Genomic DNA, 16,607 nt, shown 5'->3' on the forward strand with positions numbered 1-16,607 from the left:
TAACACTTTACACTAACCCTTATCTAATCTTCCCACTAGATATTTCCTTCCATTTTTTAAGTAATTTGATTTCTTCCTTGCTAAGCTCTTCAGGTACAACTATCCTAGCCACAAAATAAAAATCTCCAGTTTTTTTCTTACTTTTCAACCCTTTGTTCTTCAATCTGAATTTCTTTCCTGATTGAGTTCCCTTAGGTATCTTTATCTTGAACTTTTTGTCCATAGTACTAGCTTCTATCTCTGCTCCAAAAGCAGACTCCCAAGGAGCAATATTCAAGTCTTTATAAATATCATAACCATTAAGCTTATAATCAGCATCATCAACTATATGAACCTTAATCAATAAGTCACCACTTGGACCACCGTTATACCCTCTACTTCCTTGCCCTTTCAACCTTATTTTCTGTCCTTCAATTATACCCTTTGGAATTGTAACATCTAATTGATGTCTATTCCCCATATCATCCCCTATTGTAATCTTTTTAGTTGAACCATTATAGCTGTCTGATATAGATATATCAAGTTCAGCCTCAGCATTCTGCCCCTTAACCGACCTAGTTTGTTGTTGTCTAAATCCACCCATACCTGATGAAAAACCACCAAAATTACTAAATCCTTTAAAAGCTCCTCTTCCACTCTTACCAAAACTGTTAGCTCTGAATATAGAGTCGAATACAGACCTTAATATATCTTCATCACCTGTCCATGAGCTTGTATCACCAGAATAATATCCTCCACCATTTTCCCACTGACTTCCAAACTGATCATACGCTTTTCTCTTTTCAGGGTCCTTCAACACATTATAAGCTTCATTAATCTTCTTAAATTTGTCTTCTGCCTCTTTTGTTTTATTTGAATCCGGATGATATTTATGAGCTAACTTCCTATACGCTTTCTGTATCTCTTTATCATTAGCCTCTCTGGAAACACCCAGTGTTTTATAATAATCCTCAACGTTATTTGGCATAATCTGCACCTCCTATTTTATTAACCATACTCATTTTAAAAATAAATTAAGATTATTCAAATGCTGACAATATATCTTATCAATCTTATTAAATACATCCTCTTGATTATAATGATTGAAATAATAGTTAAGCGAATCATCAATCATCAATAAATAACAACTTAAGTACTCTGCTATAGAATCATCATCCATCTTTTCCAAAGGAATCCCTCTCAAAAACTCTCTCACAAATCTATTATTTGAATTAGTATAAGTCTTATTGATTATCTCTCTCTGATAAATCTCTGGAAACCTCTTTTTATCAATATAGCAAATACCATTAAAAAACCTTTCCAAATGTTCATTAAGGTCTTCTGACTTAGATCTGGAATTAATCTTTAGAACAGCATATCTTTCCTCATTATTACCTACATAAAACTCAAAACTATATCTGATACTAGGTTTATATTTATATTTTATAAAAGTCCCAAATTGTAGACTCCCATAATCATTCTTGGACTTCACTTGAATACTATCCGTTTCCACCAACTGAGATATCCTATTCATTATATTAGTAACTTTTTGCTGGGGCGTCAGCAAACCAATTTTCTCAGCCAGCATATCATTAATCAATTGTGACCTATTAGTATTCTTAATATATGCCAATCTATCAATAGCTTCAACAATCTCATCAAATAAAACTATGCTATAAATACTCTTCTTCATATTTATCAACCCTTCCAATAACACCATAATATGTTATCATGTTTTTATAGTATACCATGTTAAATAATTTGTCAATAACTTTATATAAATTACCTAACAAGTTTATAAAAAAGAATTGATTTGGTTAACAGTCGCTACAATAGTATAGGGGAATATTCCGTCAGCCAGTTAAACGTCCATGTTTGATAAATAACAATGGACATCGAGTCCATTATTATTTCTGACAGTCCAGTAGGGCTGTCAGGTTAAAGGCTGAGTTCGCCGTCCATGGCTCACTGCTCCATATTCCCCTATACTATTTCCACTCTGTATTATTATTCATGGATTGTACCGTATTTACCTTCTTTTATTATGTTATTAAGATTAGTATACTAAAATAGACCTATTCATATCAATACTATAAAACCTAAAACATAGCAAATAAATGAATACGTCTATCATGTTCTTACTTTTGTAGCTTATCATCTTTTATTACCTTCATGTGCCATCGAAGGGTATAAGTGTTAATAATCACGCAGACCGACCGCTTCTCAGGGTAAGGCAAGTGATTATTAACACTTATACCCTGACCCCCACATCCCCCAAAAAAAACAAAAAAAGCTAGCACCCGCTAGCTCAAACTCAATATCTCTTTAACAGTCTCTTTCATCTTATCTTTATCACATATCATCTTATGCCTTATCTCGGCACCTATAATATCCTTAATAGCCTCCGGAACGTCTACTCCCGTCAACTCATTCATTTTCTTTATCAACTCAAAATCATCATACTTCTCATAACTCTCATCAATAGCCTTCATAACACTACGAGTAAATTTATATGGGCTAGCTGTTGAAGCAATAACAGTCTTCCTATTATCACCAGTATCCTTCTTATACTTTTTATAAACGGAACTACCAACAGCAGTATGTGAGTCAATCAAGTACCCTGACTTATCAAAAACTTCCTTAATGGCATCATAAGTTTCATCAATGGAAGCATAATTACCATAAAAATCCTTTAATCCTTTTTTCATATCCTCAGATATCTCATATTCACCTTTACTTGATAACGAACTCATAAGATCATTGATAACACTTTCCTTATTATCAGATATCTTATACAACAATCTCTCCAAATTACTGGATATCAAAATATCCATAGAAGGTGATATAGTCAATACAAATTCTCTTTTCCTATTATATACACCTGTATTCATAAAATCATACAATACTTTATTATCGTTAGATGCACATATCAATTGATGAATTGGCAATCCCATATTCTTAGCATAATATGCAGCTAATATATTCCCAAAATTACCAGTTGGAACAACAACATTAATGTCCTCACCCATCTTGATGTCTCCACTTGCCACCATCTTAGTATATGCATAGAAATAATAAACTATCTGAGGTATCAATCTACCTATATTGATTGAATTGGCTGATGAGAACCTATAACCATTATTATCCATCAATTGGACAAACTCATCATTATTAAATATTTCCTTAACTCCATTTTGAGCATCATCAAAATTTCCTTCTATACCAACAACATATGTATTATCTCCTTTTTGAGTAACCATCTGTTGTTTTTGAATAGGACTTACCCCATCTTTTGGATAGAATACAATGATTTTAATTCCTTCCACATCAGCAAATCCAGCTAAAGCAGCTTTACCAGTATCTCCTGATGTTGCTGTAAGGATAACTATTTCTTTATCTATATTTTGCTTCTTAGCAGAAACCTTCATTAGATAAGGTAAAATAGATAATGCCATATCTTTGAATGCAATGGTTGACCCATGGAACAACTCTAAATAATGTGCTCTATTTTTTTTAACAACTGGAGCAATCTCTTCTGTATCAAATTTATCATCATAAGCATTATTTATACAATATCTCAACTCTTCTTCAGTAAAGTCAGTAAGATATAACTTCATTATTTCATAAGCTAAATCCTTATACTCAAGGCCTAACAAATCTTCTAAAGGTTTATCTAATTTAGGAATCTCATTAGGTACGAATAGCCCTCCGTCACATGCTAATCCTTTAATAATAGCTAATGATGCTTGTATATCACTTTCACCACCACGTGTGCTTTTATATAATGTATTCATTAGTTTCATTCCTTTTTTTGATGTTTTTTAAGATTATATCATACTATTCACTTTAACACAATACTAGAACAAAAGAGGCTATGCCTCTCTTTCCAATAACTCAAAAAATAGGCAATCATCTGATTGCCTATAATATATATATATTAATATTTATCTACTTAAAAAATTCGTGAACCCCATGCTGGTACACTTTGGTAAGATTATTATCAAACCAACTCATAGCTTTTTTAGAAGCATGACATCTTGCAGCAAAGTATAATGCCCCTTTTGAATAGTCCTCACCATTAAAAGCACTCTCAACAGCTTTTTTTGATTTGTCAGAGACTGTCACTGAATAGTATCTACCATCAGTAATAGGTGAAAACTGTGCTCTACCATTACTGCCTTGATGAACAACATCATAAATGTTATTTGGGAACTGCGAACTTTTCACTCGATTCATTACAACATTTACTATTAGTATTCGCCCAATTAGATCCTCGCCTGTAGCTTCTGCTTCAACAATCCTTGTTAAAGCTTCATAATCTTTAGCAGAAATATTCACTAATTGACTTTCTTGTTCTTTTGGTTTGTAGGTTGCCGTATGCAGCACTTTCTTGTCGCTACTTTCCTCTGGCTCCTTCATAGGTACAACTTTTTGTTTATCACTTTCAAGTTTTTCTTTGTCAGCTTTCTCTTGTTGCTCTTTCAACAGTTCGCCAAGCTTTTTGGTATACTGATCAATTCCTAAGTCAAGCTCAACAACAGTTTCTTCATCTTCAATAGACTTATCATCCGAAACATCCGTCTCTTCGACATTTCCTTCTAAAGCAGATACCACATTGGTATGGGAACCAAAAAATCCATTAACACCTAGATATAATACAGTTATCATAATACAACTTGTAATTATAATTAATCCATTAGTGTATGCTTTCTTTGGAATATGCTTTATTGAGGAAAATATGTCCTTAAGAAGATTCTTTACTTTAAACATAATTTTTCTCCTTTTAACTATAGACAATTTCATAAATTTAAGACCGTCTTGCATGCATATGAAATTGAATTTTTTAACAAGCTCGTAATAATTTCTTAACATTTTGCTTGTCATAGCGATTATAGTAAAACTTACATAATGTGTCAACTAACATCTAAATAATTTGGTACTTTTTATATTTGTTCAGAATATTCAATTATTGATTTCATGCACTTTTTCTTTATTTACTATTTTTTCCAATTATTTTTTTGTATAATTTAACACAACTAAATTTTTTTTTGTGTAAAATATCAAATTCAATTTTGTTACTAATTATATGTATATTTTTATGACTTCCATATTTTTCTACTTAATTTAGCTAATTCATTATTGTATTATTTTGTATTTTATTAATATAATATAATAACAATCTTTATCCGATATATATTTTAATAAGTTGATTAATTATATATGGATTTTTACATGCAAAACATCTTATTATTTGTATTATTTCCATTATTTATTATTATATACATTAATTTTCAAATAAATATATATCTTTAATATAAGAAAGGACTAAAATATATGTCATCATCAACGGGAGTTTATAAAACAACTAGAAAAAACGGGACTATTTATTATAGAGCTTCTATAACTTTTTCAAACAAGCATATAAGTCTAGGAAGTTTTTCTTCCTATATATCTGCCCACAATGCCTATTTGGAAGCAAAAGATATCATTAGCAGTGATATAAGTTTATATGATTATGCTAAGTCCAATACTTTGACATTCCATAAATTCGTTGTACTAATTAATTTCAGAGATAATAAATACTATATCAAAAACCCTATCTATCTTCATAAGTATTATTTTTCTTATTTTCTTGACCAATCAACAGAGTTGACTTTTGATGTAGATGATTTATTCTATTATTCCAATCATAAAATTTTCAAGAAGAATGGTTATATGTTCGTTAATGACTATGGTATGCAGGTAAACATACTCTCCAGATATGGTATTAAGAATTTCGCAGTTAATGGAAAAGATTATCATTTTAAAGATGGTGATAGCAACAATCTAAGATATCACAACATTATAGTTACCAATAAATATTATGGCGTAGAGAAGATAACAAAAAATAACACTCCAGTATACCTATCCAAGATACATATAAACGGATATACTAAAATAGGTACATACAAGACTGATATAGAAGCAGCCATTGCTTATAATAAAGCTGTTGATTTTGTTATTGCCAATAATATATCCTCAAGAAATTATACCAAGAATTATATATCGGACATAGATTCCAAGGAGAATTACCTTAAACTATATGATTCCATAAAAATATCTAGGAACATTCTTTCCTTAATTAAATAAATTCAACAAAAAAGTGGCTATTATACATTATGGATAGTTGGAACTACCACCAATGTTAAATAAGCCACTTCAATAATTACTTTGTTACAACATTTCTTGTAATTCCTTTTTGAAATGATTTAATATTTTCTTTTACTTCAACAACTACCCTTTTCCTTGCTTCCACACTAGCCCAGGCAATATGTGGAGTAATCAATAATTTTATACTGTCCTGTATACTTAATAACGGATTATCCTTATTAATAGGTTCATGTTCTAACACATCTAGACCTGCACCAGAAATTAAATCTTCATTAAGAGCTCTGGTAAGATCTGCTTCGTTGATGATTCTTCCTCTTCCCAGATTGAGAATTACTGCTGAATCTTTCATCTTAACAAACTCATCATATCCAATAAGATTATCAGTATTTTCATTAAGAGGCGCATGTATAGAAATAATATCAGAGGAACTTAGTAAATTATCCAATTCTACTCTTTCGTATTCTCCATTATCATTTTTACCAGATGTTGAATAATAGATAATTTTACAACCAAAACACTTAGCTATAGTTGCAACTTTTTTACCAATAGTTCCTAGACCAATGATTCCCCATGTTTTTCCAACAAGTTCATTATATTTTTTATCAAAATGAGTAAAAATCTTATCACCAACGTAAGCACCTGATTTTACATACTTATCATAATAAGATAACTTTTCATATAGATAAAATAATAATGCAAATGTATGTTGTGCCACGCTATCAGTAGAATAACCTACCACATTTGACACTACAATATTATGAGCATTAGTATAAGTCTTATCAACATTATTTGTCCCTGTTGCGGTCAAACAGATCAACTGTAGATTATTAGCATATTGAAGATTACTTTCATTAAGTACTACTTTATTGGCTATGATGACATTTACATCTTTTATTCTATCTATAACTTGATCCTTGGAAGTGAATCCATAAATATCTACTTCACCTAAATCATTAAATACTGTCAAGTCCAAATCGTCACCAAGAGTATTAGCATCCAAAATAACTATTTTCATAATAGGCTCCTTTTCATAGTTTTTTTAATTACATTATTATACTTATCATAATACTATTTAAAATTCTATAAATCAATAATTATTAAATATAAATTTTACTAACAAATATTGATTTAAAATATCCATTGACATATATAGATTATCTATATATAATCATATGTAGATAATCTATATATGAGGTGAAAAACATGAAAATCGATAAAAGTCTTATTACAGGTAGTACAACCATGCTTATTCTCAAGCTTTTAAGTATTGAAGATATGTATGGTTATCAAATGATTGAAGAACTAGAGAAAAGATCAGAAAATGTATTTACATTAAAAGCAGGTACACTCTATCCCTTACTTCATACATTACAACAGCAGAATATCATCTCTTCCTATGAACAAAAGTCAAGCAATGGAAGAACCAGAAAATACTATCATATAACAGACATTGGCAAAAAAGCTTTTAGCCAAAAACAAAATGAATGGAATCATTACACTTCATCAGTCAATAAAGTTTTAGGGGGTGTTCATGGTGAATCAGTATAATGAAACATTAGAAAAATATTTGGATATTGTTTGCAAACAAATCAAAAGTAAATGTATGCATACAAAAATAAGGAAAGAACTTCTTGATCATTTAAATGATCAAATTGACGCTTATATTGAAAAAGGTATCACCAAAGAGCAGGCTTCGGAAATGGCAATAAAAGAGATGGGTAATCCACTAGAAATCGGGAATCAACTGAATAATACACACAAACCTCTTATCAGTCACTCAACAATAATTATTATACTGATGTTTATCGCAGTAGGTGGCTGGATTCAGTATTTATTTTCATATTCATTATACTCAATAGAAATTCACTTACCTACCTCAATGAATTTCATTAAATATTCATTAGCAGGAATTTTATTTTTCATAGCTACTTATTACTTTGATTATACATGGTTAAAGAAACACCCAATTATATGTTATATGACTTTTATAATATTAATAACAATAATTAATGTAACAACTTCTGAATCAATGGGTGGTAAATATCTAGCAATCTATCCCTTTTTATTGTTTGTACCTGTTTATGCAAGTGTTGTATATAGCTTACGAAATACTAAATTTATAGGTGTTATTGTAGCCATTATAGCTTTTATTCCTGCAATTATTATATCTAAAATTATTAGCTTTGATTATCCGTACATAATTGTTCTATTCTCTTGTCTAGCATTATTAACATGCGCTATTTTAAAAGGGTATTTTAATTGCAATAAGATTATTAAAATAAGTACCATTATTATTATTTCTATTATATTCTTAGTGGTTATTTGTAATCTCTTTACAAAGGTAATCACATTGACTAAAGAAATTGAAGAAATAGATGGTAAAGGTTTTGAGACTTATGTCATAAAAGAATCTATAGTCAACGCTAAGCCTTTTGGTGAAACAATGATAAATTATGATTCTAGTCTTCAACCCATTGATTCTATGGTTGGTAATTGGAGCAGATATAAAACTCTTATATATATTAATTCTAAGTATGGTTATGTACCAGCACTAGTAATAACTACGTTATTATTAAGTTTAGTATACAAATTAATTAGAATACATAAAAAGCAACAGAATCACTTTGGGACTTTACTATCTCTAGGATGTGTATCAGTTATAAGTCTTCAGATTATTATATCTATATTTTATAATATTGGATTAAATATATGTCGAATTAGTCCTTTTCCATTAATATCTTATGGTGCAGATAATTTTATTGTCAATATGATGCTTCTTGGGCTGATTTTATCTATATATAGAAGAAGTAATATAATTGATGATAAACTCTATAATGATAGTTCATATATATATTATAAAAATGGTAAATTAATCTTTGATCTAAAATATTACAAGAATCTATAAGAAGATTTTACATACATAGTAATCTATTTTTTAAGTGAATAATAAATCTTTGTAAAAGAACAGGCACTTCAAGGTCATAAGTGCCTGTTCTTTTAACTTTATTTCACTAACTCATTATATAAACCACGTTTAACATAATGTGTATGTAATAATTCATGGGACTTATGTCCAAGTGGTTCTCCAAGATAATCTTCATATAGCTTAACAATGAAAGGATTCTCATGAGACTTTCTAAGGTCTTTTCCTTCATCTTCCCTATAGATTGCTTCCATCCTTTTTTCTCTAACATCCTTAGTTGTTAGTCTAGGCTGACCTCCACCACTTAGGCATCCACCAGGACATGCCATGATCTCAATGAAATGGTAAGGAGATACTCCATCTTCAATCTGCTTAAGAAGAGTTCTAGCAGCCGCTAATCCACTTGCAACAGCTACTTTTACTGTCTGACCTTCAAATGCTTTATACTCTTTTGTAGCTTCCTCAATAAATAATTCTCCTTCTTTTATAGATGAAAGACCCATAACATCTTTTACATGTAGATTGTCAAATGGTAATTCGTTACCTGTTAGAATCTCAAAAACTGTTCTTATAGCAGCTTCCATAACACCACCAGTAGTACCAAATATATCAGCTGCACCAGTAGAAATACCAAATGGATTATCAAACTTTCCATCGGGAAGATTAACAAAATCTATACCTGCACTTTTTATCATTTTTGCACATTCCCTTGTTGTTAGTACAGCATCAACATCCTTCTCCATCTCTTTTCTTGTTATCTCATATTTCTTAGCTGTGCAAGGCATTATTGATACAACATAGATATCCTCTGGATCAACGTTTATCTTTTCAGCATAATATGACTTTGCTAGAGCTCCTAACATCATATGAGGTGATTTACAAGATGATAGATGAGCTAATTGTTCAGGGAACCTGTTTTCAATATATTTGATCCAACCTGGACTACAGCTTGTAATCATAGGAAGAGCTACTTCCTCACTGTTAACGAATTTGCCCAGTCTTTGCAATAATTCATTACCTTCTTCTATTATAGTAAGGTCAGCAGCAAAATTAGTATCAAATATATCATCAAATCCTAGTTCTCGAAGAGCAGAAGCCATTTTTCCAGTTACCAATGTACCAGGTTCATAACCGAACTCTTCACCAAGAGCTGCCCTAACAGCAGGTGCCGTCTGAACAATAACTCTCTTACCTTCTTCATTTAACATTTTCCATACATCTTTGATAGAATCTCTTTCACTAAGAGCATCTACTGGACAGACTGTTGTACACTGCCCACAGTAGGAACAGTTGATATCATCAAGATTCAATCCTTCAGTAGGACCAACAAATGTGCTAAAGCCTCTGTTCTGGTTATTGAGAATTCCTACACCTTGAACTTCGTTACATATAGTTACACACCGTCTACACAAAACACATTTTGATAAATCTCTTACTATACAAGGATTATTGTCGTCTATATAACATCTTGACATTTCGCCTTCATAACTATTATCTGTTATACCTAATAACTCACCTAACTCTTGGAATTCACAATTTCTGTTCCTATCACAGCTTAGGCAGTCTTTCGGATGGTCTGACAGCATTAATTCATATATTATTTTTCTTGCCTGTCTAACCTTCTTTGTATTAGTATGGATTACCATACAATCTGTAACTTTTGTCATACATGCCGCTTGAAGAGTTTTTGCTCCTTCTACTTCAACGGAACATATTCTACAGGAACCATTCTTGTGAACATCTTCAAGGTAACAAAAATTAGGAATTAGAATACCATTCATCTTGGCAGCTTCTAAAATTGTAATATCCTCAGGTACTTCAAATTCTTTATTATTTATTGTTATTCTTACCATTACTACTCCTCCTATCTTTTGTCACATCTTAAACATCTCATGGATTCAGCTATAGCGTTAAGCCTATGGAATCCTTTTGATATTTCTTTAAAGTTATTTTTTCTCTCTTCTGGTGATGCATTATCCATTTCAAATCTCATATGCTCAGATACCCTCACATCGGCTTCTGGTTTTGGAATTTCAATATCTTTTCCAGTATTAAGAACTCCATCTCCTCCTAGGAATTTGTCTATGGAAATTGCAGCCTCTTTACCATCTGTAATAGCCCAAATAACTGTATCTGGTCCTCTTACTACGTCACCACCGGCAAATACACCATCTATATTAGTCATCTTACTCTTATCATCTACAACAAATGTACCCCATTTAGTCATCTCTACTTCATCTTTGTTTATGAATGGAAGGTCTGAATGTTGACTAACCGCAGGAATAATCATATCAAACTCCATTTCAAAAGCTGAACCTTCAATTACAGTAGGACGTCTTCTACCTGTAACATCAAAATTACCTTGTTCAAGCTTAACTAACTTGATTTTCTCCACATGATCTTCTCCAATAATCTCTATAGGAGATACAAGAGTATGAATGATGATTCCTTCTTCGAGAGCTTCTTCTACTTCTCTTCTTTCTGCCGGCATATCTTCTATATTTCTTCTATATAGAATATGTATTTCTTTTGCACCTAATCTAAGGGCTACTCTTGCTGCATCAATAGCAGTGTTTCCACCTCCGATTATTGCAACTTTTTTTCCAACCTTGACATCTTTACCTTTATTGACATCTTTTAGGAAATCAAGTCCATGATATACTCCCTTTAAGTTTTCACCTTTTACATTAATCTTATTGGAATATTGGGTACCAGTAGCCACGTAAACAGCCTCATGCTCTTTTCTGAGTCTTTCAAAGTCCACATCTATACCAACTTCAGTATTAAGCTCTATCTTAACACCAGCTTGTTCAATAGTTTTTATCTCTTTTTGTAATATATCTCTTGGTAAACGATATTCTGGAATACCATATCTTAAAATACCTCCAGCCGTATCATGAGATTCGTATACTGTTACATCATAACCAAGTCTTGAAAGATAATAACCACAGGTAAGACCAGATGGACCTGCCCCTATAATTCCAATAGATTTACCCTTTGGCGGGAATTTCAAATCATCAAAAGGTTCATCAGATTCAAGAATTGTATCAGCTATATACCTTTTCAAGTCTCTAATAGCAAGAGCCTCATCTAATTGCTCACGCCGACATTTACTTTCACAAGGATGGGTACATACTCTACCACAAACAGCTGGAAAAGGATTATCTTTTCTAATTAGATTATATGCATCCCTTAACCTATTAGCACCTATCAGACTTATGTAACCTGGAACATTGACTCCCGCAGGACAGGCATTTTGACAAGGTGAAATAAAAAGATCAGTACACACACCTGCTCGGCATTTTTTATCTCTTATATGTTCTTCATATTCTTCTCTAAATTCTTTGATAGTACTTAAAACAGGATTCGGTGCAGTTTGTCCAAGACCACATAGAGCTGTTTCTTTAATAGTTTCTCCAAGCTCTATTAATTTCTCTATGTCTCCTTCTTCACCTTTACCCTGAGTTATTCTTTCAAGAATTTCCAGCATTCTCTTAGTACCAAGTCTACAAGGAACACATTTACCACAGGACTCTTCCTGAACAAATTCCATAAAAAATCTTGCTACATCAACCATACAATTATCTTCATCCATGACAATAAGTCCACCAGAACCCATAATAGCTCCTTTTGACTTCAATGAATCATAATCTATAGGTGTATTAAGGCAATTACTAGTTAAACAACCACCTGATGGCCCACCAGTCTGAGCTGCCTTAAATTTTTTCCCATCTTTAATACCACCGCCTATATCATATACAATATCGCCGAGTGTAACTCCCATAGGAACTTCAACAATACCTGTATTATGTATAGCACCGGCTAATGCAAAAACTTTTGTACCACTGCTTTTCTCGGTTCCAAATGTTTTGAACCAGTCGGCACCATATAGGATGATATAAGGTACACTCCCGAATGTCTCTACATTATTAATGATTGATGGCTTATCAAATAAACCTTTATCAGAAGGAAATGGTGGTTTTTGTCTAGGTTCTCCTCTTTTTCCTTCTATTGAATTCATAAGTGCAGTCTCTTCACCGCAAACAAAAGCTCCTGCTCCAATTCTAATTTCAATATCAAAAGAAAAACCGCTATTCATGATATTATTTGATAACAATCCATATTCTCTAGCTTTCTCAATGGCAACATTGAGTCTCTCTACTGCTAAAGGATATTCCGCTCGTACATATACATACCCTTTGTTAGCACCTATTGCATAACCAGCAATTGTCATACCTTCAATTACAGCATGAGGATCTCCTTCTAAGAGACTTCTATCCATAAATGCGCCTGGATCACCTTCATCAGCATTACAAATAACATATTTTTGTTCTGACTCACTCTTTGCAGCGAATTCCCATTTAAGTCCAGTTGGAAATCCACCGCCACCTCTACCTCTTAGTCCAGAATCCTTAACAACTCTAACAACTTCCTCTGGACATTTGTTTTTAAATATGCTTCCTATCGCCAAATAACCATCATTGGCAATGTACTCATCAATGGAACTGAAATCAATCTGCCCACAATTATTCAGTACAATCTTTTTTTGCTTTTCGAAAAAAGGTATATCATTTAATTTATGTATATGTTTACCTGAGATATCATCGTAATAACACTTTTGTTCTACGATTTCTCCTCCAAGAATATGCTTAATTACTATTTCTTCCATTTCTTCAGGTTGTAATTTAATATAGTAGATATTTCCAGGCTCTACAAGAAGTGATGGGCCAAGATGGCAGGCTCCTATACATCCAGTCTCAGTAATCAATACCTTATCTTCATAATTATATTTCTTCAAAGCTTCTACAAGAGCATCCTTTACATCTTTACAATTCGAAGAAATACATCCAGCGCCAAAACATACATGTAAATTATATTGATATTTTTTTGTCATTTCATCAAATTCATTTTTTACTCGCTTTAAATCACTAATATTCATTATCTTTGCCATGACTTCATCTCCTTCAACTAATATTTCTCTAGTATTTCACTGAGTTTATCTGGATTTACTTGTTTATACACAGTATCGTTAATTGATATTGCTGGAGCTAAGCCACAAGCTCCTATACATCTCATTACTTCAAGAGTGAATTTTTTATCTTCTGTAGTTTCTCCTATACCAATGCCCAATATTTCTTGTAACTTATCGAGGATTTTCTTGCCACCTCTAACATAACAAGCTGTTCCAAGACAGACTCTTATAGTATACTTTCCTCTTGGGACAGTGGAGAAAAAAGAATAGAAGCTTACAACACCAGAAACTTCTGATAGAGGCTTGTCTAATCCATCTGCAATTATTTTTTGGATGTTAATAGGTAGATGACCGTAAATTGTTTGAGCAATATGCAGGACTTGTATCAAAGATCCTTCTTTATTTTTATATTCTTCAATGAATTCTCCTATCATGGCTATTTTTTCTTCTTCGCTCATATCTTCGCATTGACATTTTTTTAACTTATCCATATCTACTCTCCTTACTATCGTTTACTTGAAACAGTCGTATTTAGTCTATTTGCAATTTGATTATTAACTTATCAATATCTTTCAACTGTTTCTTTAATAGTCTAATTTTTTCTTCATGCTCTTTAATTGAACTCATGATAATCTGCTTTTCATTATCAAATTCTTGAAGCTGCGGTATTTTTAAGTTTTCAATCTTTTTATTAATTTCTATGAGTTCTTTCTTGTAACGTTCCCAAGTGGCTTTCAAATTCTTATCATAATCCCCTCCTTCAATGTATTTTTTGATGCAATTGATGTCATAAATTAGTTGACTCTTTTTCTTTAAATAACTAATTACTTCCTCCATAAATCACACCCCTAAGTTTTTTTTTGCAATCATAAATAAACCTTATGGAATTTATAAAGTTTGAAATAATTGCTTATATATGAATGAATACCTTAATAAATAAAAGCTTCATATATTAATGGTATTCTAATCATCAAATAATTATGAATATCACTTGAGGCTTGCCAGATGTAGATATTACGGATTTTAAGTATAATAGAATTAAATATTTTACTTTATCTATATATATAGACTAAAAATTAATTATAATAATTGGATTTTAACAGAAATATTATTGTTTAATAATTATGTGAAATGACTTTAAGCATTATTAAAGTTAATACTAGAAGATTTTGCGCGTTCATTCAGAAAGAATTATGCTAATACAAGTTTATCTAAGATTATAAGAACTATTAATTACATATATAATATATTATATTAATCTACTAACAGTTTTAAGATAATACGACCATATAAACTAATTATATTAAGGACTAAATTAATTAGCTTTAGCATAGTGATGTACCAATGTAATATAACTATGCAATTGAAAATTATTTACAATTTTTCCCTTATGAAATTATAGTGATACTAATAGTATAATACAATTCATATAATTTTCCAAGCAATTATTTTGCAATTGTGAATATTATTTATATATTTTTTGGTTTTTTAGTTTTTTTAAATAAAATTTTCTTTATTTTTGTTAATATAAATAGTAAAACAGGAATAACACCTTGCATTATAACAAAAGGAACAATAGCGACATATGTTATTTCATATTTCACCATAGTTAAATTATCCCACAAAACATATGATAAAATCACCAATAATATCCCAATGGGGATTGATAAAAATTTGAATTTTTTAATTTCAAGCCACTGACCAATAGCTAAAGTTGCGCAATAATGAAATACAGCAATCTTTATGAATACACCTCCAATCCACATGAACATAATAATTGAATCCAGTCTTTCAATAAAGCCTACACTGACGTATCTGGCTAATGACAAATAAGGGTATGTCAAATATTCTGTATTGACTCCAAAAGTAGCAACAATGGTTGCATTGATCAACATACCTAGCAACCCAATTATTATTATGGCTATCATTGATAATTTTCTCACCTTATCAGGTCGATTAATATACGGTATGAACATTGCAAGAACAATAACTTCTGTAAACCATAATAAGTTTCTATATCCACCTAATAAAATAGGTTCAATACCATTTTCCATAATAGGTAATATATTAGTAAAATCCATATCTTTTATGGAATATAATAATATAGCTAAAATTGATATCATAAAAATAGGAAATATCATCTGATTTACCCTTATAATAACTTCCAACCCTTTATAGACTCCATATATAGATGGCAAAATAATACCAATGATAAAAAACAGCATCGGTGTTTCTACCATAAATGCACCTGCTAATAACTCAGCAAATTCTCTTAAAATGAATGCATTGATATATATAAAATGGACGCAATAAAGAAACCCTAATATCTTACCAGGAACTTTGCCAATAATATCTGCACTATATTCAATAATTGTTTTATCTTTATACATAGTACCTAACCCTGTAATTACATATACAACTAATAAACCGACAAATGTTGTTATAAACACTGAAATCCAACCATCTTGTCTAGCTTCTTTATAAGTTATTGTAGGTAAATACAATATTGCTGTAGGTGCAATAGTAGTAATTATTATTCCAATCACACATCTATATGGTATTTTTCCGTCTTCCAGCATCAGA

13 protein-coding genes are annotated in these 16,607 nt (G+C 31.2%); 3 read left to right on the forward strand and 10 right to left on the reverse strand.

The window, feature by feature from the left end; genetic code table 11:
- Positions 1-19: 19 nt before the first annotated feature.
- The 4 genes from HYG85_RS24460 to HYG85_RS00645 all read right to left on the reverse strand — a co-directional run bounded on the left by HYG85_RS24460 (position 20) and on the right by HYG85_RS00645 (position 4,749).
- Complete coding sequence (locus HYG85_RS24460) at positions 20-967, reverse strand: DnaJ C-terminal domain-containing protein (RefSeq protein WP_212691868.1); 948 nt, start codon at positions 965-967, stop codon at positions 20-22.
- A gap of 30 nt (positions 968-997) precedes the next feature.
- Positions 998-1,672 carry a hypothetical protein gene (locus tag HYG85_RS00635; protein WP_113674675.1) on the reverse strand — a complete coding sequence of 225 codons (675 nt, stop codon included), beginning with the start codon at positions 1,670-1,672 and terminating at the stop codon, positions 998-1,000.
- A gap of 610 nt (positions 1,673-2,282) precedes the next feature.
- Positions 2,283-3,773, reverse strand: coding sequence for a threonine synthase (gene thrC, locus HYG85_RS00640; RefSeq protein WP_212691869.1), 1,491 nt, complete (start codon positions 3,771-3,773; stop codon positions 2,283-2,285).
- Positions 3,774-3,927: 154 nt separating this feature from the next.
- A complete protein-coding gene (locus HYG85_RS00645) occupies positions 3,928-4,749 on the reverse strand; it encodes a cell wall hydrolase (protein WP_193774675.1) in 822 nt (273 codons plus the stop codon).
- Between the two features lie 564 nt (positions 4,750-5,313).
- Between HYG85_RS00645 and HYG85_RS00650 the strand changes: the two genes are divergently transcribed.
- On the forward strand, positions 5,314-6,108 hold the full coding sequence (locus HYG85_RS00650; RefSeq protein WP_212691870.1) for a hypothetical protein: 795 nt from the start codon (positions 5,314-5,316) through the stop codon (positions 6,106-6,108).
- A 76-nt stretch (positions 6,109-6,184) separates the two neighbouring features.
- Here HYG85_RS00650 and HYG85_RS00655 read toward each other — a convergent pair whose 3' ends face one another.
- On the reverse strand, positions 6,185-7,144 hold the full coding sequence (locus HYG85_RS00655; RefSeq protein WP_330619199.1) for a D-2-hydroxyacid dehydrogenase: 960 nt from the start codon (positions 7,142-7,144) through the stop codon (positions 6,185-6,187).
- 188 nt (positions 7,145-7,332) lie between these two features.
- Between HYG85_RS00655 and HYG85_RS00660 the strand changes: the two genes are divergently transcribed.
- Positions 7,333-7,677 carry a PadR family transcriptional regulator gene (locus HYG85_RS00660; protein WP_113674670.1) on the forward strand — a complete coding sequence of 115 codons (345 nt, stop codon included), beginning with the start codon at positions 7,333-7,335 and terminating at the stop codon, positions 7,675-7,677.
- The gene (locus HYG85_RS00665; RefSeq protein WP_212691871.1) at positions 7,661-9,034 is read left to right on the forward strand and encodes a permease prefix domain 1-containing protein; all 1,374 of its coding nucleotides are present in this window, start codon (positions 7,661-7,663) and stop codon (positions 9,032-9,034) included. The genes HYG85_RS00660 and HYG85_RS00665 overlap by 17 nt, the downstream gene beginning before the upstream one ends.
- A 98-nt stretch (positions 9,035-9,132) precedes the next feature.
- Here the strand turns inward: HYG85_RS00665 and HYG85_RS00670 are convergent, their stop codons facing one another.
- The 5 genes from HYG85_RS00670 to HYG85_RS00690 form a co-directional block, all read right to left on the reverse strand.
- A complete protein-coding gene (locus HYG85_RS00670; protein ID WP_212691872.1) occupies positions 9,133-10,905 on the reverse strand; it encodes an NADH-dependent [FeFe] hydrogenase, group A6 in 1,773 nt (590 codons plus the stop codon).
- A gap of 11 nt (positions 10,906-10,916) precedes the next feature.
- The gene (gene nuoF, locus HYG85_RS00675) at positions 10,917-14,003 is read right to left on the reverse strand and encodes an NADH-quinone oxidoreductase subunit NuoF (protein ID WP_276515017.1); all 3,087 of its coding nucleotides are present in this window, start codon (positions 14,001-14,003) and stop codon (positions 10,917-10,919) included.
- Between the two features lie 17 nt (positions 14,004-14,020).
- Positions 14,021-14,515 carry an NADH-quinone oxidoreductase subunit NuoE family protein gene (locus HYG85_RS00680; protein ID WP_113674666.1) on the reverse strand — a complete coding sequence of 165 codons (495 nt, stop codon included), beginning with the start codon at positions 14,513-14,515 and terminating at the stop codon, positions 14,021-14,023.
- A gap of 40 nt (positions 14,516-14,555) precedes the next feature.
- Complete coding sequence (locus HYG85_RS00685; protein ID WP_212691873.1) at positions 14,556-14,861, reverse strand: hypothetical protein; 306 nt, start codon at positions 14,859-14,861, stop codon at positions 14,556-14,558.
- Positions 14,862-15,493: 632 nt separating this feature from the next.
- Positions 15,494-16,603, reverse strand: a complete 1,110-nt coding sequence (locus HYG85_RS00690; protein WP_212691874.1) for a GerAB/ArcD/ProY family transporter — start codon at positions 16,601-16,603, stop codon at positions 15,494-15,496.
- Between the last annotated feature and the right edge of the window lie 4 nt (positions 16,604-16,607).

The sequence above is a fragment of the Vallitalea guaymasensis genome, from assembly GCF_018141425.1.
Taxonomy (GTDB): Bacteria; Bacillota; Clostridia; order Lachnospirales; family Vallitaleaceae; genus Vallitalea; species Vallitalea guaymasensis.